This window comes from Algoriphagus aquimarinus, assembly GCF_007997215.1.
Lineage (GTDB): Bacteria > Bacteroidota > Bacteroidia > Cytophagales > Cyclobacteriaceae > Algoriphagus > Algoriphagus aquimarinus_A.
Map to the genome: position 1 here is coordinate 1 of NZ_VORW01000007.1, position 25,547 is coordinate 25,547.

Here is a 25,547-nt window from a genome sequence, read left to right on the forward strand (position 1 = left end):
CATTAAAAAGCTATACCAAGACAACCCATTCCAAGCATTGGTTAAAAAAGCATCCTAATTTACTCAGGGATCTGGTACCTTCAAGAATGGAGGAAGTCTTCGTCAGTGACATCACCTATGTTAGAAGTAGGGAACGTACTCACTACTTGAGCTTAGTCACTGACGCATTTAGCAGAAAAATAATGGGCTATCACCTTAGTGATGACATGAGCGCAGGAAATGTGGTTAAAGCACTTCAGATGGCTATAAAAAACAGAAAAACAACTTGGCCACTTATCCATCACTCTGACCGAGGACTACAGTATTGTTCTGCACTTTATCAAGAAAAATTAACCTCCGGCCAAATAAAACCATCTATGACAGATGGCTATGATTGTTATCAAAATGCATTGGCAGAACGAATTAATGGTATTTTAAAACAAGAATTCTTACTAGAAATCTGTAACACCGGCAAAGAATTAGAAAAATTAATTAAAGAATCCATAAACATTTTCAACCAGGAAAGACCTCACCTAAGTCTCAATATGAAAACCCCAAATGAAATCCATCAAAAAACCGAGGAAGAAAATCTCCCTCGGCTAATTTTACTAACTTAAATCTGTCAATCTATTTCAGGACGGGTCAAATTCGATTATCAGAATTCGGCTCCGGGATGGGATCAACCAATGGATCTGATGACTCAGGATTTTCATCGTCACCTTCTGAGGAAATCAAGTCAGGCACTTTTGGCTCATCCTTTTTATTGGTGAAAGCTTGATAAGTAGTTTCCTTTTCAAATGGTCTTTTACCAATCAATCGCTCCAGATCAGCTTGGAAAAGAATCTCTTTTTCCAATAGCTCTTTAGCCAAGATCTCTAATTCTTTGATGCGGTGCGTCAGCAATTCTTTGGTTCTATCATAAGCCGACTGAATCAATTTTCTAACTTCCTGATCGATCACCTCCGCTGTAGTTTCCGAGTAAGGCTTGGTCATCTTGTAACCATCAGCTTTAGAATCGTAGAATGAAACGTTTCCTATTTTGTCGTTCATGCCATAGACAGATACGATAGAGTAGGCAAGTTTTGTAACTCGTTCCAAATCGCTCAAAGCGCCTGTAGAGATTTTCTTGAAGATGATTTCTTCAGCAGCACGACCACCGAGAGTCATACACATCTCATCCATCAACTGCTCTGTCTGGTACAAGAACTGTTCTTTTGGAAGGTATTGAGCATAGCCCAACGCAGCTGCTCCACGAGGAACGATACTTACTTTGACCAATGGATCAGCATGCTCCAAGAACCAGCCCGCTACCGCGTGACCTGCCTCGTGGAAAGCAACAATTTTCTTCTCCTCAGGAGAAATGATCTTGTTTTTCTTTTCCAAGCCACCGATTACTCTATCGACGGCGTCTTGGAAATCCTGCATATCTACTGCATTCTTATTTCTTCTAGCAGCTATTAAAGCAGCTTCATTACATACGTTTGCGATTTCAGCACCTGCGAAACCTGGAGTCTGAGCAGCACATTTTTTAGGATCCACATCGTCAGCCGTTTTGATAGGCTTCAAGTGAACTTTGAAAATAGCCTCACGTCCATTGATATCTGGTTTGTCAATTGATATCTGTCTGTCAAAACGTCCCGGTCTTAGTAATGCACTGTCAAGCACATCAGGTCTGTTGGTTGCAGCGACTACAATTACACCTGTATCAGTACCGAATCCATCCATTTCCACTAGCAGAGAGTTAAGCGTGTTCTCTCTCTCGTCGTTGGAACCTGGCATCTGACCTTTACCTCTAGATCTACCTATGGCATCTATCTCATCGATAAAGATGATACAAGGTGCTTTCTCTTTGGCTTGCTTAAACAAGTCACGAACTCTAGCAGCACCTACACCTACGAACATCTCTACGAAATCAGAACCTGAAAGTGTAAAGAATGGCACACCTGCTTCACCTGCTACAGCTTTTGCAAGTAAGGTTTTACCTGTACCTGGAGGGCCTACTAGCAAAGCACCTTTAGGTATTTTACCACCTAGTTTGGTGAATTTCCCTGGGTTTTTCAGAAATTCTACGATTTCCTGAACTTCCTCTTTTGCTTCATCAAGTCCGGCCACATTGTCAAAAGTAATTTTGACTTTGTTTTCAGCATCGAACAATTGAGCTTTAGATTTACCTACGTTGAATATCTGTCCGCCTGGTCCAGAAGGCCCAGCCATTCTTCTCATCATAAACCAGAAAAGAACAAATAATAAAATCAAGAAGCCAAAGCTGCTGAAGTAGCTACCCCAGTTTTCTTCGGTAGCAACCGACAATTCTATCCTATTCTCTTCAGGTACTTGTTCTTTTAAGGCATCGAAATCGTTCGCAAATTTCTCAATAGAAGCGACCTGGAATGAATAGTGAGGTCCTGCTGGATTGAAAAAAGAAGAATTGGATTCCAATTCAGTCTTGTATTTATCGGTAGATAAAGCGGAAGACTTAAGTGTAATGTCCACTCGTTCCATGTTTTTGACCATGGTCACTTTAGAGACATCTCCGACCAAATACATATCCTCAAATCTTTTTTGAGTGATATCTACCACCGAGTTCCTGTTTTGGATATAGGTAAGTCCAAGTAGGACAGCTACAGCAGCAATAATCAGATAAAGCTGAAAATTGGGCTTTTGAGGTGTCTTTGGGGTGAATTTTTTAGTTTTATTTTTTGTGTCGCTCATTTCTTGTTAGGGTAATTCTATAAACTTAAGGTAAAACGGAAGAGGGAGATGAAAGTTTGCAGGGATTAACCTACTTGGGTAATTTTAGCATCGCCCCAAAGCTCTTCCAATCCATAAAATGCTCTCTTGTCTTTAAGGAAAATATGTGCTACAACGTTCACATAATCAACCAAAATCCATTGTCGACTACTTTTTCCTTCACTTTTCCAGGGGTTTCCTTGCCCGATTTTTATCACTTCTTCTTCAATAGAATCCGCGATAGCATCGAGTTGAGTGTCAGAATTGCCTGAGCAAATAACAAAAAAATCTGTTACTGTATTTTTCACATCTCTAAGATCCATTAATATAATGTCAGAAGCTTTTTTCTCCTCCATTCCTTTGATGATTACTTTGCTCAGCTCTTCTGCTGTCATATTATTCATTTAATTTTACAATGTCGAAGATAAAAAACATACTTATTCGACCAACTCAAAATTTATGTATAAAATTCTTGCCAATACGATTTTTTTAGGGAAAGATGTTCATTTCCTGCCAGAGTGTCACTCGACTAATGACATCGCATTGAATTTGGTCAGGCAAAGGCAGGCTGACGAAGGTAGTGTAGTAATCTGTGATCATCAGACGAAGGGAAAAGGTCAACGAGGCAATTTATGGCAATCTCATAAAGGAAAAAACCTAACCTTCTCTCTGGTGTTGCGACCGGATTTCATGGATCTTTCTGAGCAGTTTTATTTAAATATGGCAGTTTCAAATAGTATCAGGAGATTGTTACAAGACTATGTCCCGCATTTAGAAGTGAAATGGCCAAATGATTTACTAGTCCCCGGGTTTGGCAAGGTTGGAGGGATCTTAATTGAGAATACTTTTTCTGGAAAAGAATGGGAATATGCCATTGTGGGTATAGGGTTGAATATAAACCAACTTGAATTTGAATCGCCTAATGCTACCTCGATTAGTTCAATTACTGGAAGTCTATTCGAGCTGGAAGAGTTGTTTCGACTATTGATCACCCAGCTGGAGCAAGGCTATATTCAGTTGAAAAAGGGGAAGTGGAAGGAAATCAAGTCAGAGTACCTGATGCATTTGTATAGAATGGATTCATGGGCAAATTATTCAGCTGAGGGCAAACAATTCTCAGGAAAAATAGTTGGAATTAAGGCAGACGGGAAACTTCAGGTAGAATTGAAAGATGGGGAAATAGCCATTTTTGGATTGAAGGAGATCTCTTTTCTATAGTGGGCATGCATTTTAGATTCCAAATTTTATGCGGTACCTTTGCAGAGGTTTTAGTGAAAAAATACGTTAACTATCAATATTATGTCAGAAACTACATCTGAAAAGTACGTTCAATACAAGGTAAAAGACATTTCCTTGGCAGAGTGGGGAAGAAAAGAAATTAAATTGGCGGAAGCTGAAATGCCGGGTTTGATGTCTCTTCGTGAGGAATATGGAGATGCTCAGCCTTTGAAAGGAGCTAGAATCGCTGGTTGTCTTCACATGACAATCCAAACTGCAGTTTTGATTGAGACTTTGGTAGCTCTTGGAGCAGAAGTTACTTGGTCATCTTGTAATATTTTTTCTACGCAGGATCACGCTGCTGCAGCTATTGCCGCTGCAGGTATTTCTGTGTATGCATGGAAAGGATTGAATGAGAAGGATTTTGACTGGTGTATTGAGCAGACATTGTTCTTCGGAGAGGATCGTCAGCCACTCAACATGATCTTGGATGATGGTGGAGATTTGACAAATATGGTTTTGGATAATTATCCAGAGCTTATTGGAGCTATCAAAGGTCTTTCTGAAGAGACAACTACTGGTGTTCATAGACTTTATGAGAGAATGAAGAATGGTACACTTCCTATGCCTGCTATTAATGTAAATGACTCTGTAACTAAGTCAAAATTTGATAACAAGTATGGTTGCAAAGAGTCATTGGTAGATGCGATCAGAAGAGCAACTGACGTGATGATGGCTGGAAAAGTAGCTGTTGTTGGTGGTTATGGTGATGTAGGAAAAGGTTCTGCAGCCTCGTTGAGTGGTGCTGGAGCAAGAGTAATCGTTACTGAAATCGATCCAATCTGTGCGCTTCAGGCTGCAATGGATGGATATGCTGTCAAGAAAATGGTAGATGCTGTAAAAGAAGCTGATATCGTAGTTACAGCAACTGGAAACAAAAACATTATCACTGAAGAGCATTTCAGATTGATGAGAGATAAGACTATCGTTTGTAATATCGGTCACTTCGATAATGAAATCGATATGGCTTGGTTGAATGGCACTTATGGTAACACCAAAATAGAGATCAAACCTCAGGTGGATCTATATAATGTAGATGGTAATGAAATCATTGTATTGGCAGAAGGCCGACTAGTAAACTTAGGTTGCGGAACTGGTCATCCATCATTCGTAATGTCCAACTCATTTACGAACCAAACTTTGGCTCAATTGGAGCTTTGGAATAATACAGATCAGTATAAGCCAGGTGTGTATGTTCTACCTAAGCATTTGGATGAAAAAGTAGCTGCTTTGCACCTTTCTAAATTAGGAGTTGTGCTTGAAGAGCTTTCTCAGGAACAAGCTGAATATATCGGAGTAACTGTAGAAGGGCCATTCAAGCCTGACTATTACAGATATTAATAGACTGAAAAGTCAAAATGAAGCCCCGATGCAGATCGGGGCTTTTTTGTTTTTATTCGTTTGGATTAAGCAAGAGTTTTCTACCATCTGGAAGAATAACGAAAACACTGGTTGCGCAAGTTGCTGTAGATTCGTAGCTCACTGAATAGGTGACTTTAGAATTATTGTCTCTTCCTACTTGCCAAGTTTCTTGTCCTGCAGAAGGTTGCACGAGGTTTTGTCTAAAGCAGCTCAATTTTTGAACCTTAGGAGTAGTGATGTTAATGCCAAGTACTCTTCCTACTGGATTTATTCCTTCTATTTCACCTGAAGATTCGATTGTGGTGAGACTACCATTTTGGTAAGTAAGAACATAGATCATATCACCAGAAACCTGAGTTGTTAACGTATTATCTTCGGAGTGAATAATTAGCTCATTGAATGATCCTAAAGCATTGGTGGGGTTAAATTGGGAGAAAAACCGTGAACCCTCTAAGTAATAAGGCCCAGATTTATAATTGTTGAATTTCATAATGACATTGCTATCAGGAGAATTTGATAAAGTGTCATATTGCAGATGGATTTCTCCAGTTCTCACGTATTTCTTTGAAGGTTCACAAGCGGTACTAGATAGGAAATTAAGAGTGACCTGCTTTAAACTTTTATTTACAATCACTTTAGGGCAACCAGGCAGTGCAAGTGAATCCAAGTTTTGATAATTGTTCCATCCAAAAAGAGCAAAAACAGCACTCTCACTAAGTGCACTGGAGGTGGCGAATAATTGCTCAGCTTCTATTGCAAGATCAGTTTGGATGACTTTTGATTCATCTTCTTCACAGCTCATCATGAGTGGCAATAGGACAATAAGTCCGAAAAGTATTTTTTTCATTAGGTGAATTTTGAAAATATCAGAGTTGGTTTAATTTTCCTTCTTCAATTACCAAGCCGAAATAACTATCTTCGAAATCGACGATAAACCACAAATTTATGATTTTAGCAGAAGGTATGCTCAAAGCAGGGGCACTGAAAGGGAAAAACATCGTAATCACTGGAGGTGGAACAGGGCTTGGGAAATCGATGGGAGAGTATTTTTTGGAATTGGGAGCCAATTTGGTGATCACTTCGAGAAAACTGGATGTACTCCAGGAAACTGCCAAAGAAATGATGGCCGCGAAGGGCGGAAAAGTAATCCCGCTTGCCTGCGACGTGCGTGAGATAGACCAAGTAGAAACTATGTGGAAAGATGCCATAGAGCAGTTGGGGCAAATCCACGTGGTCCTCAACAATGCTGCAGGGAATTTTATTAGCCCAACCGAGCGACTATCGACGAATGCTTTTAATACCGTTTTAGACATTGTGTTGAAGGGCACTTCACAAGTGACGCTCACAGCGGGTAAATACTGGATAGCAAATAAACAGCCCGGCACTTTTCTCAATATTGTGACTACTTATGCTTGGACTGGCTCTGGATATGTGGTTCCTTCTGCTGCTGCAAAAGCCGGTGTATTGGCAATGACGCGTTCATTGGCAGTAGAATGGGCTAAATATGGGATTCGTTCTAATGCGATTGCACCAGGACCATTTCCTACGGAGGGTGCTTGGAGCCGATTATTACCAGGAGATTTGGTGAAGAAATTTGATCCTGCTAAGAAAGTCCCTGTGGGCAGAGTGGGAGAGCATCAGGAACTTGCAAACCTGGCAGCTTACCTTGTTTCAGATTACTCTTCCTATGTCAATGGAGAAGTGATGACTATTGATGGAGGAGAATGGCTGAAAGGAGCAGGTGAATTCAATAATCTGGATCAGATACCAGACGAAATGTGGGACATGATGGAAGCTTCAAGAGGAAAAAAGTAATGAGCCCCAAAGTAATTTGGGGCTATCTAAAAGCTAAGTGGAAAATCAGAAACTTGTGAATCAACGCAAGGGATTTTCAATAAATCCTACCTAAGGAAGCTTATTCTGAGATTACATCCTCCATAGACTTGTTCTTGGATACAGATTCTTTGATACTTTTCTTTAAAGATTGATCAAGAAGTTTAGTCTCCCTTTTGATCAGTTGAACAAGCCTTTTAGATTCATTGTTTTGAGGTTCACTATCCAGTATTTCGAGAATTCCCAAGATATTTGCCACTCGTGCCCGTAGTGTGTGGGACTGCTCAAACGCAAGTTCTTTGAGGAAATAATGATGCTCTTTGAGCCAGATCTCCTGTTTTTTTCTATCAGAAATATCTACAATACAGCCTAATATTTTGGTAGGACGTCCAGTGTTTGACCATTCAATAGTTTTACCAAACCCTAAAGCCCAAATAGTTTGATTAGTTTTTTGATTGATTCGGAATTCCTTTTTGAAAGGGATATTTCCAGTAGTTTTAAAATGACTTCCAAGGTCACGAAGCAAATTTGGAAAGTCCTCTGGATGGATATGCTTTTGCCAAGAAATTGGAGTTGTTCCAGCTAATTCATCTTGTGTATACCCAAGCATATGTCCTAATCCCTGGCTGATTTTGTCTCCTTTATTTGTTAAATCAAATTCCCAAAACCCAAGGAGTTTATCTTCTAGTATGCTGTCTATAATTTGCTTGCCTTCATTAGTTGTACTATCAAAAAAATCACCTAGCCCTAAATTATAAGGCATTGGTTGCGTGTAAGGATGTCCTATGCCTAAACAGGTGCCGAAATCGTCGGTTACAAAAAAGAACTCCCATTTTGTGTCTACTATTTCTCCTTGCGGATGAACGATTTTTTGAAGATCTACAGTGAAAGATTTGTGAGAATTTCTCCATGCTTTAATCCGCTGACTTTCATATTTCCCCCAATTAGAAGCTACAAAGCAATCCGAAAAATAAATCGGTTTCTCTTTATTATCGAAAAAAGTAGGGACTGGGCCAATACCTGAGTCAGAACTAATGACCTTACCACTTTTGTCTAAGGTGACTTGTAAAAAATAATCGGATACTACCGCTAGGTGACTTAGGGCCTGAATAGGATCGTAGTTGTTCATAAAGCAAATTTAAAGAATCATACGGTTATATGCTTTAAAAAACATAAAAAATAGCATGAAATACAAAAAATTAGATTTGTAAGTATCTTTAATTCTTCGCTAGTCTTGATTTTTGGCTGAATACTATGACTTATACATACGGGCAGGAATCTGTTATTAAAGTGCGGCCTCGGAATTAAATAGCTTTACATTCAGCTACAAATATCTACATGCTGGCAGTTTCAAAGATCTTCACATAGCAATTGCAGAATAAGTAGGTAAGGTGAAAAATCGATCAAGAATTAAACTTATAAAAACAAAAAAGCCGCATAAGCGGCTTTTTTGTTTTTATAATTGAGGTAATCTACTCTTCATCTTGCGTAACTGCTGACACTGGTCTGAAGTTGCCTTCAGGCAATTGCTCAGCGACTTCGTCTCTTTCATATGGGAAAACTTCTACAATCGGGCTTTCCACTATATCTGGGACTCTGAAACTTACTAGCATATTGCCCAAGCTTTCCTGAATTCTATCGTAAGCTTCCTTGACGTCATTGGCAGTGACAATCATGTATTGAGTAACCTTTTTTTCTTTGCCACTTTCTCCATCTGCGACCATGTAAGAGATTTTGCATTTGTGCCATATATCAGCATCCTCATAGAAAAACACATCTACAATGTTACTCTTACTGATGCCGGTCACTTGGAAATCTCCTCTAATCTGAGAAGCTAGTCGATCATAAAGGATCGCTTCCGATTCGGTAAAGGATACCGCATCCACTAGGTATTGCTCAGAAATATTCTTCAGCAATCCTTGTTCATTTTCTTTCGCGTACTTGACTTTGCACAAAAACCAGGTTCTCATATCTTTCTATTTGAATTTCGAAGGTAAAATTTATACTTAGAAGGACAAGAGGATTTTCATTCAAAGAATTACCTAATCTACTGTCATTGAGATTAAGTAGCTGATTGTCAAGTTGATTTATTTGGTGGGGGAAAAAGGTTAGAAATTGAAAGAACGGAAAGCTTCCTGAATTGTGGGGAGTAAAAGAAAAGCAGTAAATTATCGAAAAACCTATTACATGCGGGATAAAATCTGGTACAGCTTCCCTGTACAATTATTTTTGCTTCACTTGAGAAAAAATTTAGGGCTAACACTTATATGGGTGGTCCTAATGGGAGTTATTTTGGAATACTTGGGTGTTGTATTGGGGATTCCATATCTTTTTCTTGATCCTGAATATTTACATCGGGTTTCTTGGGTAAGCTTTTTCTTGATGGGAGTGGGGTTTGCAGTTTTGACTATGGGGTTTCATATGTCCACTTATATTATGGATGGAAGGCATTTCCCCTTTTTAGCCATTGTTAATAAGCCGTTTATTCATTACTGCGTGAATAATGGACTTATTCCACTGATTTTTTATTTAGTATATATTACCAGATTTGTGAGTTTCCAACTTGGCAATGACCTTTCCAATGACTGGGAAGTATTATATTATTTCCTCGGTTTTTTAGGAGGGGGTGTAATTACCTACTCGCTTATATTTGGGTATTTTGCTTTTACTAACAAGGATTTCTTTATCCTTTTTGCTGGAACTGTCGACAAAAGGCTCCGCAAAGTCAGATTGACGAGAGGGAATGTAATCAGCCAATACAAGGATCTAAAAACTCAAAAATATAAGGTTCTTTACTACCTGAATATTCATCTTCGCCCTGAAAAAGTTAGACCGGATATTGGCAGATTTGAAGGGACAAAGTTGCTTAGAGTCTTCGATCAGAATCATTTGAATCTGTTTATTATTCAAGTAGTTTTAATTCTTTTCGTCTTGTTTTTGGGGTTTTTTAAAGAGAATCCATACCTACAGTTGCCTGCAGCGATGAGTGCAACTTTATTGTTTGCTATTCTTATTATGCTGGTTGGAGCGGTTAGTTTTTGGCTGAGAAGATGGTCCACTTTTGCCGTATTTGCTTTTCTGTTTCTGGCTAACTATTTCAGTAATTTTAATTTTCTTAATCGCCCTCACGAGGCTTATGGATTAGATTATTCTGTACCTCCAGTGACTTATAGTTTGGCTCACATGGATTCACTATTGACTCCAGAAATAGTCAAAAAAGATCGGGATAATGTATTGGAGATTCTGGAAAATTGGAAAGCTAAGTTTCCTGAGGAAAGTAAGCCTAAACTAGTGATGGTTGCAGCAAGTGGCGGAGGACAACGGGCAGCGCTATGGACTGTTAAGGTCCTACAGAATATTTATGAAATTGAGCAAGGAGAGGTTCTAAAACATACAGAATTACTTACAGGGGCTTCAGGTGGAGTGTTAGGTGAAGCATTTTTCAGGGAAGTTTACCTTAGGTCATTGACAGATTCTTTGGTAGACCCAATGGATTCAAAGTACCTAGATCAAATCTCTGCGGATAATCTTAACCCCATTATTTTCACTTTGCTGGTGAATGATTTATTGATTAGAAATCAAAACTTCCATTACAATGGGCATAAATATCTTAAAGACAGAGGATTTGCTTTTGAAGATCAATTAAATAAAAATACAGATGGAATCTTGGATAAGCCTATTTCTGCTTATAAAGAACCTGAATTCTCAGGAAGTATCCCACTGCTTCCAGTGACAACTTTGATTACCAATGATGGCAGGAAACTGGTGATTTCTCCTCATTCCATGTCTTTTTTTGGGACTTCTCTGTTAGGGAAATTTGGTTCGGAAGAGAAAAAACAAACGATAGACTTTCTTAGATTTTTCGAAGGGCATGACTCAAAGAATCTACGCTTCCTATCTGCATTGCGGATGAGCGCTACTTTTCCATTCATTACTCCTAATATCGAACTTCCCACAGCGCCAATCATGGAAACGATGGATACTGGATTGTCTGATAATTTTGGCATTCAGGATGCACTTCGATTTATGTATGTTTTTCAATCTTGGATCAATGAAAATACCGGTGGAGTAGTACTGGTTACTATTCGTGATTCAGAGAAAATAACGGAAATAGCACCTAGTTTCCCTCCGAGAATTTTCGAGAAGATTTTCACCCCTCTCAAAAACATTTATGCGAATTGGGACAATGTTCAAACTATTCAAAATGAGGTTCTTTTCAACTATATGGCAGAATCTATGCCTTTTGATCTGGAAAGAATAGAGTTTGAATATGCCCCGGAAAAGGTACAGGCGGAAAAATTGACAGAAAGTCAAGAGACAATGCAGCGAGCATCTCTAAATTGGAGACTGACTGCTAGAGAGAAAAAGTCAATTCTAGAAAGTGTCTATACGCTTAAAAACCAAAGCTCACTCAAGCGTTTAGAAGAGTTGTTTGCCAAAAATCAGCCTGTAAAAGAGGATAGTGTCCTAGTAATAAAGGATAATCCTCAATAAGAAAATCCCCACTTTTTGTAAATAAAGTGCATTAACCATGCAGGACCTATCAGCAAAAACTGAAGATCTCTAAGAAATGTGGGTTTTTTACCTTCAATCTTATGACCATAAAACTGCATGAACCAAGCCAGAACAAATATTCCAAGGCTAAACATCCAGAGCTTTCCGGGGAAAGTTAGGTCTATGAAATTAGCGACGGCAAGGCATAATGACGAAAAAAGGAACATGCCCAAAGTAAGGGGAGTCGAGAGCATGAGGTAATAAATAAGAACCAAAACTAGCGCTACGGTAGCCCAATTGGCAAAATTGCCGAGGAAAGGCATCACTTCAGGTAGTGGTCCAACAGGAATACTGAAAATCAAGCCGACAATACTGAAGAAAATTGCAGGTACACAAAACCAGTGTATGAGCTTATTTGTCATGTTTTGATGACTCAACCCGTATTCTAGAAATAACGCATCAATTTTTCTCATGGTATATTGGGTTTTAATCGCTTAGATTTATTTAAAATACTAAATCTATTTTAATTCCTTTTTCTAAAATTCGAAATGTTCAGTTATTGGGAGACAAAACACTTTTTTGATTACGATCTTATCGTGGTAGGCTCAGGCTTCGTGGGCTTATCCACGGCCATTCATTACAAGGCAAAACACCCCAAAGCAAACGTACTTGTATTAGAACGCGGAGTTTTCCCAACGGGCGCAAGTACCAAGAATGCAGGTTTTGCCTGCTTTGGAAGTTTAACAGAGATTTTGGATGATTTCTGGCAAATGACCCAAGATGAAGTGTTGGCTTTAGTGGAGCGCCGTTATAAAGGCCTAAAGTCGATTAGAAAGCAATTTGGAGATAAAAACCTAGGGTATGCTCATACCAATGGCTATGAACTACTAGAACCAAGCCAACTGGAAGCTGTGGATCAGATAACTGGAGTGAATAATCTTCTTAAGCCCGTTTTCAAAGAAAATGTGTTTTCTCTGGTAAAGAATCCCGGGAAAATGGGATTTGCTGAGCAGATTAAAGTGGTAGTGAAAAATAAATTCGAGGGAGAATTGGATCCCGGGAAGTACATGAATTCACTGTGGAAACTAGCACAGCAGGAAGGAATCAGAATATTAACGGGTGTTTCTGTCTGTGAAATCAGGAAAGATGAAGGAATAGTAATAGCTGAAGATGGCAACGGAAAAACAAATCTGGAATTCAAATCGAAGAAAATTGCTGTTTGTACCAATGCATTCACGAAGAAACTTTTACCAGAGTCAGATATTCAGCCGGGAAGAGGTTTGATTCTTTTGTCTAAACCTTTGGACTTCCATGTTCCTTGGAAAGGAACCTTTCACATGGATAAAGGCTATGTCTATTTTCGTCAGATTGATGGAAGACTCCTCTTAGGTGGAGCTAGGAATAAGGATTTTGTAGGTGAAGAAAGTACGGATTTCAGTGTCAATCCAAAAATAAAATCACATTTAGAAAAACTTGCCAGGGAGGTGATCTTTCCGGGAAAAAGTATGATGTGGGATACTGAATGGACTGGAATTATGGCTTTTGGCAAAATTAAATCTCCACTTATACAGCAGGTGGGAGACAAAACTGTTGCTGCGGTACGTCTTGGCGGAATGGGCGTGGCAATAGGTTGGCAAGTAGGAAAGGAGCTTTCTGTAATTTTGTCCAAGATGTAATTAATTTTTTTTGTTAGATTCAGACTCTTAACTCACCAAACCCCAATTAATGCAAGGTTTTACCCGCACTCCAAAAGTTATTGACGCACTGATTCCCCTGGTTTTTTTGATTGTCCTTTTGGTATTGAATATTCAAGTTTTCGGCACAGATGGACTTTCGGGTTCCAACCAAATCGTGCTAATTCTATCCTCCATGGTTGCCGCTTTGGTAGCAATCTTTCGCTTAGGTTTCAATTGGGAGACACTCCAAGATGGTGTCATTAAAAGTATCAGTGCGGCGATGTCCAGCATCTTGATCTTGTTTCTTATTGGAGCTCTTGCCGGTACTTGGTTGCTTAGTGGGATTGTGCCAGCAATGATTTATTATGGCCTTCAGATTTTGAGTCCAGCTATATTCCTAGTGGCAGCATGTATAGTTAGTTCTATTGTTTCCGTAGCTACAGGAAGTAGCTGGACTACAGTTGCTACTGTGGGCGTTGCGCTATTGGGTATAGGCAAAGCATTAGGTTTTGAAGAAGGAATAATTGCTGGAGCGATCATTTCCGGAGCATATTTCGGAGATAAAATGTCACCATTATCGGATACGACTAATCTAGCTCCTGCCATGGCGGGAACAGATTTATTCACTCACATTCGGTACATGGCGAAGACTACTATTCCGTCAATTAGCATTACACTTATCATCTTTATAGTGATTGGTTTGAATTATGAAACCAACGGCTCTGTGAATGACGTACAGGCTATATCGGATGTGATTTTACAGAAATTCAACGTGACTGGTTGGTTGTTTGTCGTGCCACTATTGGTAATAGTAATGATAGTCAGAAAAGTGCCTGCTATTCCGGCATTGCTTACAGGTGCTCTTTTAGGAGGGCTGTTTGCCTTGATTTTCCAACCAGACATCATTCGCCTGATTGCAAATGAGAATGCATCTTATGCCTATCAGAGTTTCAAAGCGGTGATGATGTCTCTTTACGGAGAAATCAGCATTCCTACTACCAATGATGTGGTAAATGAATTGCTGGTTACTAGTGGGATGGGAGGCATGATGAATACCATTTGGCTTATTATTGCTGCAATGGTATTCGGTGGGATCATGGAGGAAAGTGGTATGCTAAGAGTCCTTGCGGAAGCAGTGATCCAGAAGGTTCATAGTGTAGGCTCCTTGATAGCATCCACAGTTGCCACTTGTGTTTTCTTTAATATCACCACTTCAGATCAATATTTGGCAATCCTAGTGCCTGGCAGAATGTATGCAGATGTGTATAAGAAGAGAGGTTTGGCACCAGAAAATCTAAGCAGAACGTTGGAAGATTCAGGAACGGTAACCTCGGTGCTTGTGCCTTGGAACACTTGCGGAGCCACGCAAGCGTCGGTTTTGGGGGTAGCTACCTTGACGTATGCGCCTTTTTGCTTTTTCAATATTATTAGTCCCTTTATGACCATTCTATATGGATATTTCAAAATTGGGATCACTTATTACGACGACGTAGAAGAAGAAAAATTGGTATGATTCCATTTAAGATTACAAAAGATGAGGTAAACGCTCTTCCGCTGGGACAGTTTGAGGGCGAAATGTTTTTAATTGATAAACTTGAAGATGTAGAGGAGGTGGCTGAGTTTCTTGTGCAGCAGCGAGTGATAGGCTTTGACACAGAGACTAAACCAGCCTTTCAAAAAGGTGTGATCAATCAAGTGTCTCTACTTCAGCTTTCTACTTCTACACAAGCTTTTCTCTTTAGATTGAATGAAATTGGTTTTCCTGACTCCATCCGTAACATCCTAGAAAAAGAGAGTATTGTGAAAGTTGGGGCAGCTGTTCATGATGATATCAAAGGATTGGCAAAGCTCACGGACTCTTTCTACGCTAATTCTTTTTTCGATCTAAACGATGAGCTTAAAAGAGTTGGTTTTATCAATATTGGTGTGCGTAATCTTTGTGCGATGGTTCTCGGAATCCGAATTTCTAAATCAGAGCAAGTTTCAAACTGGGAAGCAGAAAAACTTACGCTTAAGCAACAACGCTATGCAGCCACTGATGCTTGGGGATGTTTGGAAATATTCAAAAAGCTTAAAGCAGAAGGATTTCTTGATCCGTTATTTAAGTAAGGGTTAATTCCAACCCTTCAATTTCCTCAAGTGAGCTGACGATTAGCTCTTCCAATCCTTTTCTGAACTCCAAATTCATTTGGCAATCCAACGTCATTTCCTGTGACAGAATATCAAGGTCATGAGCTTTGATAAGTTTCATAACATCGTTCATTACTGGATAAGGAAACTGAATGGAAACAGAGGTTTTTACTTGCTCTTCTATGATCTCATTTTCTTCAATAGCCATAGCAGCGGAAGTTTTATAGGCTTGAATCAAGCCACTCATTCCTAGCTTGGTTCCCCCAAAATAGCGCACGACAACTATCAGGATGTCGGTAAGATTATTTGACCTGATCTGTCCCAAAATCGGATCTCCAGCAGAATGATTGGGCTCTCCATCATCATTAGCTCTAAATTGATCCCCGTCCTTCCCTAGCGTCCAAGCAAAGCAATGATGCCTCGCGTCATAGTATTTTTTCCGAAGCTCGGCTAGATGGATTTTGATTTCCTCTTCATTTTTTACTGGATAGGAAAAGTATAGAAACTTGCTGCTTCTGTCTTTGTACAGACCATCGCTAGTTCTGGAAATCGTAAAAAATGTATCTTCGAATGCTGACTCGTCGCCGAAGTCTGACATGGATTAGGTGAGGTTGATGAGCAGCGAATTTAGAAAATTAACAATTGGGTAACGGTTTATCCATTCGAATTATCTTAATTTTAGCTAGAGGAAATTTTAACCAATGCTCGAATCTATAACTGCTCAAGCACCGTATGCATTAAGTCTTCCTGGTAATTCCAGCGAAACTGGAAGTCTTCACTTTTGGGAGAATTTTGAACTCTTTCCTGATGGTATTCAGCGATGTTTTTGGATATCAGGTGTAAAGGAAGATGATACGCGCGGCAATCATGCGCACTGGCAAGAGTCACAAGTGATCGTCGCAGTAGCCGGAAGCATTCAGTTGGAAATATATTCAGCACAGGGTAAGGTTTATAATTTCGAATTACATTCGCCTGAGCAGGCAGTTTTTATTCCCCCTTTAAATTGGTTAATCGCTAGATTTTCACCCAACTCAGTGTTGCTTGGGATGTCAGATCGAGCTTTTTCAGAAAATGATTATATCCGAGACCTAGATTATTTTGGAAAGCTTCAAGAAAGAAATAAGTGATCCCCACGAGCTTCGTGTGATTTCGGCCTCTAATGAGGCAAAGGATTATTTTTTGAGCAATTTCCTAAGTGAAGGATATCAGGATCACTTGGACTTTATCTGGGAGAAAAAACATAAAACTAAGGCAATCATTACGTTTGCAATCTCACAAGGTGGCGAAGCTATTTCTCTTCCTCAATCACCCTTTGGAGGATTTTGGATATACGATGGCCTAAGTTCGGCTTCTATTGAGGCCTTTATTTTGGCTATTGAAGCTGAAATGAGGTTACGAGGGATACAATCTATTTCTTTGACACAGTCACCTAAACCATACGAGCCACAGTTTGATTTGATCAATTACCTTTTGTTTAAAAATGGGTTTGAACAAGTAAAAGTTTTAAGTCATCATTTTTTCATAGGTAAAAAGAAAATTAAAAAGCTCGCTCAAAAGGAGTCTGTAAAGCTCCAGTCTAAGAGTAAGATTGCAGGGCTAAGTGTCAGTCATTCACCTATCTCTAACTTTGGGTTTTTGAAGGAAATACGATCTTGGAATCTTGAAAAAGGCTATGAGGTAGCAATTGACGAGAACAGAATAGTGCAGCAAGTTTCGGAGTACCCAGACAGGTATTTCTTAATCACAGTAAGCAAGAATAGCGAAGCAATTGGATACTCACTTGGAGTCAAACTCAGAAGTGATTCTCTGTATTATTTTCTTTCTGCGATGAATCCAAAAACTCCTGTGAAGAATGGAGGAGAACTTATCCTTAGCGCCCTTTTTCAGCTGGCTGCGGAGCAAAAAGTGAATTTTATAGATCTTGGGTCATCAGACCTCGATGGAGGTGTTAATCATAGTTTGATGTTCTTTAAGTCCCGCTTTTCAAATGATATTTGTAATAAGATCACTTGGATAAAGAAGATTTAATGAAGTTTACTAATCGAGTTACTATTATCTGTATTGCTTTCAATCATGAAAAGTGGGTGGAAAAGGCGATGATAAGTGTACTGCTGCAAGATTTCGAGGATAGAGAGTTAATCATTGTGGATAATGGAAGTAAGGATCGGACTCCAGATATAATCAAGGAATGGGTAAAAAATAATACAGATAAACTCCCTGTTACTGCGATTTATAAGAGCAAGTCTGTACCCTATTGTCAGCTGTTCAATGAGGTTTTGAGTCAGGTGGAAAGTCAGTTTGCGGTTGATCTGTCCGGTGATGATTTTTTGTATGCAAATCATTTGTCTCTTTCGATTGCCAAATTACAACAGACACCAACTGCCGCTTTTGTTTTTTCTGATGCTATGATTCTGGATGAAAATGGTGAGCAGAGCACATTCTACGAGCGTGAGGATTATAAGGAGTTGGCAGAGAAAACGCTTGCGAATGATATGTATGAAACGCTGATTCGTAGAAGTTATATTTCAGCTCCAACGGTGGTTTTCAGTATTGACATTCTTAAGCAGGTAGGTGGGTATGATGCTACACTTTCGTATGAGGACTTTGATGTCCAGTTACGATTGGTTAGAGATTTTTCAATCGTTTTTTCTGAGCATGTAGGCGTATTGAAGAGAAAGCATGGAGATTCACTTTCTGCTAGCCAGTATCAGCGGTACAAGTCACAAATGCTCCCTTCTACGCTTCGAGTTTGTGAGAAAATCAGGGAAATGAATAGAAATTCAAGAGAAGAGGCTGCGCTTTCCGAGCGCGTATTGTTTGAGTTGAAGCATGCATTGTGGTCTGCAAATTTTGAGGTTGCACAAGGTTTCGCAAATCTTGCAGACGAGATGAATATAAAAGGCATTCAGTTTAGTTTATATAAACTGTGGCTTCGCGTCCGTCTTGATATCTCTTGGCTTTATGTCAAGCTTACCTGATCAACCAACAACTACTTCAATAAATGGAGGTTTAGCAAAGTACTTTTGACCCACAGTAATTATGTCTTCTGCTGTGAATGTCTTCAGGTAAGCCAATTTTTGGGCGTAATAATCGAAATTCATTCCTGAATAATGCACTGCTTGAAATCTATCAATCAAATCAAATGAGGTGCTGAATTGCTTAAGCATCTGACCTATTAAATAATTTCGTACTACCTCCAGTTCATCATCATCGATTTTCACTTGAGTCAATACCTCTATTTCGTGATAGATTTCTTTGATTACATCTGGATAAAATGCCTTTTGGACATCAGCTGCTATTACCCAAAAATTTGAATCGCCAATTTCTGATAATGAGGAATAAATTCCATACGTGTGACCTTTGTCTTCACGAATGTTTTTGATAAGGCGGGAGCCAAAATATCCACCTAGAATTGTATTGAAAACCGTAAGCGCTATAAAGTCAGGATGTGTTTTTGGAATAGACCAGCTACCAACGCGGATACTGCTTTGAACAGATTTGTCTTTAGGTTCCGATACTGCCAATAACGTATTTATTCCAGGTAAAAGAATGGAATCAGAGACGGCTCGATTTGGCAATTGCCCGAATAGGGTACAGAGGTTCTCTAGCTCTATAGAATCGAAATTCCCAGCCACGAAAATTTCTATGTCTTGCCAAAGCATTGTTTCATAGTAAGAAATCAGTTGATCTCTTGAAATGTTATCTACATGTCTTTCCTCGATTTCTGCTCCGTATGGATGATTGGCACCAAAAAGGCACTTTCGAAAAACTGTACTAGCTCTCGATGCTGTTTTTTCTTTTTCTAGTAGAATACTGAGCTTACGCTGAGATTGCCTCTTTTCTAGCATATTCTCAGGAAAAGTCGCCGCAGTAAATAGAGAATTGAATATATCTAATACGGTAGAAAGGTGTTTTTTGGTAGACAAAAGTCCAAGGCCTTCATGAGAATATGTGGAAATGGGATGAACTTCAGAAGCATAAAAATCAAAGAATTCAGCAAGTTCACCGGCATCCTTTTCGGTTGTGCCTTCCAGTAGCATTTGAAGAGTAAAGGAAGATACCAAGGTATGATCGAGTGGGAGCGAGGTTCGTTGGCCTTTGCCAATCACATCGATTTTTACGGCGTCTAAACCAGGTGTAGGAATATAAAAGAACTTTGCTCCATTGGAAAGTTTGAATTCCGATGGAGGCAATAGTTCAAAATCCTCAGGAACCTTAAATTCCGGAGCTTTTGACCTGTCTAAAACCATTTTTAATTGGGGATATCGTACATTAAAGTAAACCTTAATGTCTCTGCGAGTGGGTGATTTTGCTTTTGAGGAACTAAGTAGGAGAAGTCAAATCCAAGTTTTTTCAGATCAAAACCTACACCCATGGTGAAGTATTTTCTGCCTCCTTTATTTGGGTTTTCATAAAAGTAGCCTGTACGAAGTGCAAACTTATCATCGTAATTGTATTCTACGCCAAAAGAAATCATGACTTCCTGTAATTCTTCAGAGAATCCACCTGGAGCATCGGCAAAAGAACCGAACATACCTGAAATCAATGGACGATTAGGGTCTTTTCCATTACCAGGTTCTATGATGAGATTCCCATTTTCATCCGTCTCTAGTGTACCATCTTCGTTTGTAGCATAGATAGGAGGAGTTGGAACAAGTAATTTGTTAAGGTCTAACGCAAAGGTTAATGTGTTTACCTCGTCAAGATTTATAGCGTATGCTGCTCCCACTTTAAGATTAGTAGGGATGTAGTCTAGGTCGTCAGCTGAGTTATAAGTAATCTTAGGGCCGATATTAGTTATGCTAAGTCCCCAAGAAAAGTTTGCATCTTTTGCTCCAGCAAAGATTGGCTTTGAGTAATAAAGGCCAACATCTGTTCCTACGCTCACTCCTGGCTTAGCTTCACTTCCGCCAACGGAAGAGATGTTGCCAGATAAGTTTGAATAGATGAATCGCGCTGATATACCCAAACCTAGATAAGAGGATAGTTTTCTAGAGTATGTGCCGCCAATTGCAATATCACGTGGGTTGAATTCGCCAAGTGAATTTCCTCGGCCATCCGTCAATTGTATATCGCCCATGTTGAAATAGCGCAAATCAAACCCAAATGCGGAAACCTCATCAATTCTGAAATATCCGGTTAGATAGCTCAATGACATATCGTTTACCAACTTCCCAAGCCAAGGAGAGTAAGACAGTGAAAAACCCATTTCGTCTTCTACAAAAGCAAGTTTTCCCGCATTCCAATGTGCTGAATTAGCATCGGGGGAAGTAGCAACTCCTGCGTCACCCATACCTGAATGTCTGGAGTCTGGTGCAAAATTCAAAAAAGGTACAGCTGTAGTGATTACTCTTCGAGTGCGATCCTGACCGGAAATAATAGTGCTATTCTGCGCATACGCGGATAAAGTAGCCAGGGTAAATACTGCAACGAGTAAGTTTTTCCTATTAAAAATGGCCATTTTTTTCATTGAATCACGATTTGTCCGCTCACTGAAGCTACCGAATTATTACCTTCCGACTGTAGCGTTAATTTGTAAATATAAGTTCCTTTTGCTGGATATTTGGTTTGGTTTTGTAAAAAAAACCAAGACAAATCCCCTATATGAGCGTCAGCTTTGACTAAACGATCACTTTCTGTAAATAGTATCTTGCCGTCTGTTTGATAAACCGCAAGTGTAACAATCAAATTCTCTCCTGGTTGATTATGCTCAAGCTCAAAATGACTTTCAATTTGTGTCGGATTTGGATAGGTCTTGTGATTTAAAATTCGAAGTCTATCACTTCCTTCCACTATAATTTCCTGCTTGAATACACTCTGGTTACCTAAGATATCCCAAGCTTTGATAGTTACCAAATTCTTACCTTCTTTTAATCCGGATAATTTGAAATTCACTTTTCCGGATGTAAACGTGTTATCAACTGATGTAAAAAACTCATTTAATAGTATTATATCATTTTGATTTATTTGAACGGTCAAATTTTCGGATGGTAAATAGCCTGAAATGTTAATGCCGCTTATATCTGAAAATTGAGCTTCCAGTTCTATAGATGTTGATGAGAAAGTAAATGGAGGTATATCTCTATCTCCAAAAATTGCTTTGATCTCTGGGCCTTCCTCGTCTAGTACAGGCTTACTTGAACTTCCGCCTATGATAGAGGTCTTAAATCCAAAAGCTTCCCAAGCTTGATCCTCACTTATTCCAAGAATGCGAATTTTGCCTTCTCCAAGCTCTAAATCTATGTTTTTGGGTATTATCATTTTGCCTTTGATAAGTCCTGATGTGATTTTTCCTGTTCCTTTGAACAGAAGGATTATTTCCTCATCATATTCAACTGAACTACTTTCATCTCCCAGAGTTTTTGTTTTTACAGGTTTGTCTCGCACTTCAATTGTGTAGGAACCGTTAAAATTACTTGCAACTCCACCTGTGCTCGGATTAATAACTTGGGCCTCGAATTCCACTTCTTGCAAAGCGGAAAGTGTGTCTAAAGAATTTTTATTTTCAGGGTCAGTAAAGGAGGTAAAGCTTATGCCAAATCCAGGTCTGGCTAACTTCATGCTCGGATCGGCCAAGAGACTAAAGTTTCTATTTAGTGATCCGTTTTGACTTCTGTTTTTCGTATTTCGGAAAATGCTTCCTAGATCTTGTGGTATTCCGTCTTCCAGTCGGAATACTTCTTCGATAAATGCTTCATTCAAAGAGAAATTTACACTGCTGAAAACGGGTCTTCCTGTACTTAAAAGCCCTATTGCACCTTTATTAGGAGCAATCAATAGTTCTTCTGCGGCAGATCGTATAAATGGACTGTCGTGCCTTCCAAATTCGCAGGTAGCAGTCATCCAGAGTGCCAATTGATCTTGGTCAGCCCAATTAGCTATGTCAGATACCAGAAATATTTCCTCGGCTGTTAGCGTGGTTTCATTTCCGTGGCCAATATAGTTTAGTAGTAAAGTCCCATTTTCCAGCGTTTCTTCAATTGCTGTTCTACCTTGTGGTGAAGATTGTCGTTCTCCATTTTTCTCTTGTTCAAATCTGTCCAAATACAGTTTGACTTGCTTGTATTCTTTATGATTATCATTCAGAAAGTTGGAGTGAGTTTCTGAGTCTCGTAAATGAATATTGTTATCCCCGTCGTCAGCAAAAAAAGTCACGGTTTGTTTCCAATACCCAGCTTTCGGGTTGCTTTCGTAGTTGATGATTTTGTCCACGACTATTTTGGCTTCCTGAGGATTGATCACTGGCAATCTCCCCACTCCAATTTGAATAGACTCATCCCCTGCACGACTTTCTGCCCATTCACCTTGCCCAAACTCTAGGAGAGAAAAATAGTCGTCAGAGCTGAATGTCGTCAATGGATTTAGACTGTTTCTGCTGGTGTATATAGGGACAAGGTTTGGCCTGCCTCCCAGTATTCCTTTGTAATCAAATGTTCCTTTTCCCAGAATTAAGACATTCTGAAGCTTTCCCCCTTGCTGGTAATGCCATGCTAGGAAATTGCGAATGGCGTTTAAGTCAGGATTGCCATAGCCAAAGGCATCGTAGATTTCATCGAGATATGCTACTTCGGAATAGATTCCCATTCCGATTTTATGAAGGCTAAGTTTCTCAGCTGAGTTAAAAAGAAGTTGCGGAGTGATGATAAGTAATTCTGGCCAGGAGGATTGTGTTCTCAGAGAAAGATTAGCTAATTCAATTTCAGGGATTTCGCTTGTTTTTGCTTCATCGAAAACGATGAATTTCTCTCCAGTTACAATTGAGCCTATGCTGAAATCGAGTGCTTTTGGTTTGTAGAAGTCACTAATTTCCCAAGCCGATAACCCTACCGCAGGAGCAATAGAAATAGAAGATTTCTGATCTATTGAAAAAATGCCTTCATGTAATGATAGGCTTGATTGAGGTACGCCTATTCCTATGTATTCAAAATAGCCACTGGAATTTGGATCTGATGCCTGAAAGGAAATTCTGAGCCTTTCCACTTTATTTCCAGAAGGAGAAAACTCTTTGCTAACCCGAATCTCTTGACCTTTTATGCCATAGGTACTAGATGGAATTCCAGCTATAGAGCTTTCGGAAATAGTCATCTCATCTACGGCCAAGTTGATCTTTGATTCTGAACTTGACCTACCCATTAGCTTTGCTGAAACTTTCCATTTGGCAGTAGATTCTGTAGATAGTGGAAAGGCATAGCCTCTTGTTACTCCAGGTGCAACAGCTTTAGAATACCAAGCTCTTCCCGAATTCAAAATATTGTTTACATCTTCTTTTAGCCAATTCCATTGATATAATACAGCTGGGACGGAGAGTCCCGATTGTGCATTTATTGTAGATGTTCTCTTTGGGTTTTCAGAAAAACCAATCAAAAAGCTGAGAGAATCCGAGAATTGATTTGAATGATATTCTATATCATTCTCTGAGTATTGGTAGCTATTTGGAGATGATAAATAGAAATACAAATTGCCGTCTTTTTCTAAGCCAGGAATTTCCTGCAAGTCTAAATTCTCATTTTCCAGACGTTGTGGCAACATCCCCGGGTACCCATAAACCGCGATTTCACCTAAGGAATTTACGCCTAACTTCTGGGCTTGACTGGCACTGATTTTATAGATGCCTGCTTTGGTGATTTTAAATTTGAAAAATGAATTTTGGCCAGAAGCAGATCCAATCAACAAGAAGCTGAAAAATAGAAAAAACAGGAGCTTCTGACATAGGGATGTCATTCTGTGCTTATACCATTTTCCACCACGGACAGACCAAGGTATGCTAAGATGACAAGAGGGATGCCTGCCAAACCAAATAACAAAATCAATGCAAGACCAATCAGTAGAAGTGCATACCTGAATTTATTATCAGCAAAAGAAGAGGACTTAAATTTCAAAGCGATAAGCGGAAGCTCAACGAGTAAAAGTATTGCAAAGACCCAAGCTATCACAACCAGAAAAATTGGTGAAGTGACCCATGTTCCCACCCAAGTCCATTTAATGGCGAAGTACGGCAATGTGCTTATGAACAAAGCGTTTGCAGGTGTAGGTAAGCCAATAAACTTATCACTTTGTCTGGTGTCAAGATTGAACTTGGCTAAACGAACTGCAGACAATAGTGGGACGATTAAGGTAAGATAGGGGAGCCATTCAATCTGAGTAGTTACTTTGGCCATTTGGAAAAGTATCACTCCTGGAAGTACACCAAAGGAAACCAAGTCAGCCAATGAATCTAGCTGTTTACCAAGCTCACCTTGCACTTTCAGTAGTCTAGCTGCAAAGCCATCAAAGAAGTCAAATACTGCTGCCAAAATGATGAAATATGCGCCGGAAACTATGTCTCCATTGATCACCCAAATAATTCCAATTACTCCTGAAAGTAGATTTAGGAGTGTGATTGCATTTGGGATATGTGATTTTATTTTCAAGGTCTTGCGTTTTTACCCACAAATGGGTTATGTGTTTTCTCGAAAGCTATTGTTGTTTCTGGCCCGTGTCCAGGATAAATCACAGTTTCCTCGGGAAGAGTGAAAAGCTCCGATTTGATTTTGCTCAAAAGGAGTTCATGATCTCCACCTGGTAAATCAGTGCGGCCAATACTTCCTTTGAAAAGCGTGTCACCAGCGATGCATTGATGAGTAGGTTCATGGTAAAAAACCACATGCCCTGGAGCATGTCCTGGTACAAAGATGATTTTCAGCGTTTCATTACCAACTTTAATTTCTTCCCCTTCAGTTAGAAATCCGTCCGCTTCACTTGACTCATAGCCTACAAAGCCGTAGTTGGGGGCATATACTTCCACCGCTTTCAATACGGCAGCTTCTTCTTTATGAATTAGGAGTTCCACACCAAAAGTTTTTTTAGCCCAAGCATTTCCCAAGACATGGTCGATATGACAGTGTGTGTTGAGTAATTGAGTCACTCGTATCTTTTTGTCTGTCACGAAATCTAATAACTCTTTTCGCTCAGCGAGGTCAAAGCATCCCGGATCTACCAATGTTCCATTGCCATTTTCGTCATATAGCAAATAGGTGTTTTCCTGAAAAGGGTTGAATGTAAAAGACTTAATATAAAGCATGGGAA

General features: G+C 39.5%; 23 protein-coding genes. 11 read left to right on the forward strand and 12 right to left on the reverse strand.

Translation table 11 applies throughout. From position 1 onward, the window contains the following. The coding region (locus ESV85_RS12065) for an IS3 family transposase (RefSeq protein WP_146917932.1) at nucleotides 1–596 on the forward strand (596 nt) is incomplete at its 5' end. Nucleotides 597–621: 25 nt separating this feature from the next. Here ESV85_RS12065 and ftsH read toward each other — a convergent pair. Together ftsH and rsfS are read right to left on the reverse strand one after the other, a co-directional pair. Next, complete coding sequence (gene ftsH, locus ESV85_RS12070; protein WP_223275986.1) at nucleotides 622–2,691, reverse strand: ATP-dependent zinc metalloprotease FtsH; 2,070 nt, start codon at nucleotides 2,689–2,691, stop codon at nucleotides 622–624. 65 nt (nucleotides 2,692–2,756) lie between these two features. Beyond that, nucleotides 2,757–3,104, reverse strand: a complete 348-nt coding sequence (gene rsfS, locus ESV85_RS12075) for a ribosome silencing factor (protein ID WP_146917934.1) — start codon at nucleotides 3,102–3,104, stop codon at nucleotides 2,757–2,759. A 64-nt stretch (nucleotides 3,105–3,168) separates the two neighbouring features. Between rsfS and ESV85_RS12080 the strand changes: the two genes are divergently transcribed. Next, nucleotides 3,169–3,927, forward strand: a complete 759-nt coding sequence (locus ESV85_RS12080) for a biotin--[acetyl-CoA-carboxylase] ligase (protein ID WP_146917936.1) — start codon at nucleotides 3,169–3,171, stop codon at nucleotides 3,925–3,927. An 81-nt stretch (nucleotides 3,928–4,008) separates the two neighbouring features. Continuing rightward, nucleotides 4,009–5,328, forward strand: a complete 1,320-nt coding sequence (ahcY, locus tag ESV85_RS12085) for an adenosylhomocysteinase (RefSeq protein WP_146917938.1) — start codon at nucleotides 4,009–4,011, stop codon at nucleotides 5,326–5,328. Between the two features lie 52 nt (nucleotides 5,329–5,380). On the opposite strand, the gene ESV85_RS12090 is transcribed toward ahcY, so the two are convergent. Beyond that, nucleotides 5,381–6,196 carry a hypothetical protein gene (locus tag ESV85_RS12090; protein ID WP_146917939.1) on the reverse strand — a complete coding sequence of 272 codons (816 nt, stop codon included), beginning with the start codon at nucleotides 6,194–6,196 and terminating at the stop codon, nucleotides 5,381–5,383. A 98-nt stretch (nucleotides 6,197–6,294) separates the two neighbouring features. On the opposite strand from ESV85_RS12090, the gene ESV85_RS12095 reads away from it, so the two are divergent. Next, a complete protein-coding gene (locus ESV85_RS12095) occupies nucleotides 6,295–7,164 on the forward strand; it encodes an SDR family oxidoreductase (protein WP_146917941.1) in 870 nt (289 codons plus the stop codon). 100 nt (nucleotides 7,165–7,264) lie between these two features. Here ESV85_RS12095 and ESV85_RS12100 read toward each other — a convergent pair whose 3' ends face one another. Further along, on the reverse strand, nucleotides 7,265–8,311 hold the full coding sequence (locus ESV85_RS12100; RefSeq protein WP_146917943.1) for a PAS domain-containing protein: 1,047 nt from the start codon (nucleotides 8,309–8,311) through the stop codon (nucleotides 7,265–7,267). A 343-nt stretch (nucleotides 8,312–8,654) separates the two neighbouring features. Beyond that, nucleotides 8,655–9,152 (reverse strand): DUF4494 domain-containing protein, encoded by a 498-nt coding sequence (locus ESV85_RS12105; protein WP_146917945.1) that lies wholly within the window; start codon nucleotides 9,150–9,152, stop codon nucleotides 8,655–8,657. Between the two features lie 217 nt (nucleotides 9,153–9,369). Between ESV85_RS12105 and ESV85_RS12110 the strand changes: the two genes are divergently transcribed. Continuing rightward, nucleotides 9,370–11,676, forward strand: a complete 2,307-nt coding sequence (locus tag ESV85_RS12110; RefSeq protein WP_146917947.1) for a patatin-like phospholipase family protein — start codon at nucleotides 9,370–9,372, stop codon at nucleotides 11,674–11,676. Here the strand turns inward: ESV85_RS12110 and ESV85_RS12115 are convergent. Continuing rightward, on the reverse strand, nucleotides 11,670–12,149 hold the full coding sequence (locus tag ESV85_RS12115) for a DUF962 domain-containing protein (RefSeq protein WP_146917948.1): 480 nt from the start codon (nucleotides 12,147–12,149) through the stop codon (nucleotides 11,670–11,672). The two genes, ESV85_RS12110 and ESV85_RS12115, sit on opposite strands and share 7 nt — an antisense overlap. A 75-nt stretch (nucleotides 12,150–12,224) precedes the next feature. On the opposite strand from ESV85_RS12115, the gene ESV85_RS12120 reads away from it, so the two are divergent. From ESV85_RS12120 to ESV85_RS12130, 3 genes are read left to right on the forward strand one after another with little or no spacing between them, the layout of a single operon-like run. Then, nucleotides 12,225–13,352: an NAD(P)/FAD-dependent oxidoreductase gene (locus ESV85_RS12120; protein ID WP_146917950.1), complete on the forward strand. Its 1,128-nt coding sequence runs from the start codon at nucleotides 12,225–12,227 to the stop codon at nucleotides 13,350–13,352. 49 nt (nucleotides 13,353–13,401) lie between these two features. Continuing rightward, the gene (gene nhaC / locus ESV85_RS12125) at nucleotides 13,402–14,865 is read left to right on the forward strand and encodes a Na+/H+ antiporter NhaC (RefSeq protein WP_146917952.1); all 1,464 of its coding nucleotides are present in this window, start codon (nucleotides 13,402–13,404) and stop codon (nucleotides 14,863–14,865) included. Then, nucleotides 14,862–15,461 carry a 3'-5' exonuclease gene (locus ESV85_RS12130; RefSeq protein ID WP_146917954.1) on the forward strand — a complete coding sequence of 200 codons (600 nt, stop codon included), beginning with the start codon at nucleotides 14,862–14,864 and terminating at the stop codon, nucleotides 15,459–15,461. Before nhaC ends, ESV85_RS12130 begins: the two co-directional genes overlap by 4 nt. Here the strand turns inward: ESV85_RS12130 and ESV85_RS12135 are convergent. After that, the gene (locus ESV85_RS12135) at nucleotides 15,454–16,080 is read right to left on the reverse strand and encodes an IMPACT family protein (protein WP_146917956.1); all 627 of its coding nucleotides are present in this window, start codon (nucleotides 16,078–16,080) and stop codon (nucleotides 15,454–15,456) included. The genes ESV85_RS12130 and ESV85_RS12135 overlap by 8 nt on opposite strands. Nucleotides 16,081–16,183: 103 nt before the next feature. On the opposite strand from ESV85_RS12135, the gene ESV85_RS12140 reads away from it, so the two are divergent. The 3 genes from ESV85_RS12140 to ESV85_RS12150 are packed head-to-tail and all read left to right on the forward strand — an operon-like array spanning nucleotide 16,184 to nucleotide 18,460. Beyond that, a complete protein-coding gene (locus ESV85_RS12140; protein ID WP_146917958.1) occupies nucleotides 16,184–16,609 on the forward strand; it encodes a sugar 3,4-ketoisomerase in 426 nt (141 codons plus the stop codon). Continuing rightward, nucleotides 16,581–17,510 carry a hypothetical protein gene (locus ESV85_RS12145; protein WP_223275987.1) on the forward strand — a complete coding sequence of 310 codons (930 nt, stop codon included), beginning with the start codon at nucleotides 16,581–16,583 and terminating at the stop codon, nucleotides 17,508–17,510. The genes ESV85_RS12140 and ESV85_RS12145 overlap by 29 nt, the downstream gene beginning before the upstream one ends. Beyond that, complete coding sequence (locus ESV85_RS12150) at nucleotides 17,510–18,460, forward strand: glycosyltransferase family A protein (protein WP_146917960.1); 951 nt, start codon at nucleotides 17,510–17,512, stop codon at nucleotides 18,458–18,460. Before ESV85_RS12145 ends, ESV85_RS12150 begins: the two co-directional genes overlap by 1 nt. On the opposite strand, the gene ESV85_RS12155 is transcribed toward ESV85_RS12150, so the two are convergent. Genes ESV85_RS12155 through ESV85_RS12175 form a run of 5 tightly spaced genes read right to left on the reverse strand, consistent with a single transcriptional unit; the run spans nucleotide 18,461 to nucleotide 25,542 of the window. Further along, a complete protein-coding gene (locus ESV85_RS12155; RefSeq protein WP_146917961.1) occupies nucleotides 18,461–19,732 on the reverse strand; it encodes a M16 family metallopeptidase in 1,272 nt (423 codons plus the stop codon). A 2-nt stretch (nucleotides 19,733–19,734) separates the two neighbouring features. After that, entirely contained in the window at nucleotides 19,735–20,943 is a 1,209-nt protein-coding gene (gene porV, locus ESV85_RS12160) for a type IX secretion system outer membrane channel protein PorV (protein WP_410488860.1), read from the reverse strand. A 5-nt stretch (nucleotides 20,944–20,948) separates the two neighbouring features. Then, a complete protein-coding gene (porU, locus tag ESV85_RS12165; RefSeq protein ID WP_146917965.1) occupies nucleotides 20,949–24,203 on the reverse strand; it encodes a type IX secretion system sortase PorU in 3,255 nt (1,084 codons plus the stop codon). Next, entirely contained in the window at nucleotides 24,200–24,892 is a 693-nt protein-coding gene (gene pssA / locus ESV85_RS12170; RefSeq protein WP_146917966.1) for a CDP-diacylglycerol--serine O-phosphatidyltransferase, read from the reverse strand. The genes porU and pssA overlap by 4 nt, the downstream gene beginning before the upstream one ends. Beyond that, complete coding sequence (locus tag ESV85_RS12175; protein ID WP_146917968.1) at nucleotides 24,889–25,542, reverse strand: MBL fold metallo-hydrolase; 654 nt, start codon at nucleotides 25,540–25,542, stop codon at nucleotides 24,889–24,891. Before ESV85_RS12175 ends, pssA begins: the two co-directional genes overlap by 4 nt. Nucleotides 25,543–25,547 lie beyond the last annotated feature (5 nt).

What these genes read in the sequence shown, in the direction of transcription:
- ftsH (WP_223275986.1), bottom strand. Translation starts at nt 2,691, where the DNA reads ATGAGCGACACAAAAAATAAAACTAAAAAATTCACCCCAAAGACACCT.
- rsfS (WP_146917934.1), bottom strand. Translation starts at nt 3,104, where the DNA reads ATGACAGCAGAAGAGCTGAGCAAAGTAATCATCAAAGGAATGGAGGAG.
- ESV85_RS12080 (WP_146917936.1), top strand. Translation starts at nt 3,169, where the DNA reads ATGTATAAAATTCTTGCCAATACGATTTTTTTAGGGAAAGATGTTCAT.
- ahcY (WP_146917938.1), top strand. Translation starts at nt 4,009, where the DNA reads ATGTCAGAAACTACATCTGAAAAGTACGTTCAATACAAGGTAAAAGAC.
- ESV85_RS12090 (WP_146917939.1), bottom strand. Translation starts at nt 6,196, where the DNA reads ATGAAAAAAATACTTTTCGGACTTATTGTCCTATTGCCACTCATGATG.
- ESV85_RS12095 (WP_146917941.1), top strand. Translation starts at nt 6,295, where the DNA reads ATGATTTTAGCAGAAGGTATGCTCAAAGCAGGGGCACTGAAAGGGAAA.
- ESV85_RS12100 (WP_146917943.1), bottom strand. Translation starts at nt 8,311, where the DNA reads ATGAACAACTACGATCCTATTCAGGCCCTAAGTCACCTAGCGGTAGTA.
- ESV85_RS12105 (WP_146917945.1), bottom strand. Translation starts at nt 9,152, where the DNA reads ATGAGAACCTGGTTTTTGTGCAAAGTCAAGTACGCGAAAGAAAATGAA.
- ESV85_RS12110 (WP_146917947.1), top strand. Translation starts at nt 9,370, where the DNA reads ATGCGGGATAAAATCTGGTACAGCTTCCCTGTACAATTATTTTTGCTT.
- ESV85_RS12115 (WP_146917948.1), bottom strand. Translation starts at nt 12,149, where the DNA reads ATGAGAAAAATTGATGCGTTATTTCTAGAATACGGGTTGAGTCATCAA.
- ESV85_RS12120 (WP_146917950.1), top strand. Translation starts at nt 12,225, where the DNA reads ATGTTCAGTTATTGGGAGACAAAACACTTTTTTGATTACGATCTTATC.
- nhaC (WP_146917952.1), top strand. Translation starts at nt 13,402, where the DNA reads ATGCAAGGTTTTACCCGCACTCCAAAAGTTATTGACGCACTGATTCCC.
- ESV85_RS12130 (WP_146917954.1), top strand. Translation starts at nt 14,862, where the DNA reads ATGATTCCATTTAAGATTACAAAAGATGAGGTAAACGCTCTTCCGCTG.
- ESV85_RS12135 (WP_146917956.1), bottom strand. Translation starts at nt 16,080, where the DNA reads ATGTCAGACTTCGGCGACGAGTCAGCATTCGAAGATACATTTTTTACG.
- ESV85_RS12140 (WP_146917958.1), top strand. Translation starts at nt 16,184, where the DNA reads ATGCTCGAATCTATAACTGCTCAAGCACCGTATGCATTAAGTCTTCCT.
- ESV85_RS12150 (WP_146917960.1), top strand. Translation starts at nt 17,510, where the DNA reads ATGAAGTTTACTAATCGAGTTACTATTATCTGTATTGCTTTCAATCAT.
- ESV85_RS12155 (WP_146917961.1), bottom strand. Translation starts at nt 19,732, where the DNA reads ATGGTTTTAGACAGGTCAAAAGCTCCGGAATTTAAGGTTCCTGAGGAT.
- porV (WP_410488860.1), bottom strand. Translation starts at nt 20,943, where the DNA reads ATGGCCATTTTTAATAGGAAAAACTTACTCGTTGCAGTATTTACCCTG.
- porU (WP_146917965.1), bottom strand. Translation starts at nt 24,203, where the DNA reads ATGACATCCCTATGTCAGAAGCTCCTGTTTTTTCTATTTTTCAGCTTC.
- ESV85_RS12175 (WP_146917968.1), bottom strand. Translation starts at nt 25,542, where the DNA reads ATGCTTTATATTAAGTCTTTTACATTCAACCCTTTTCAGGAAAACACC.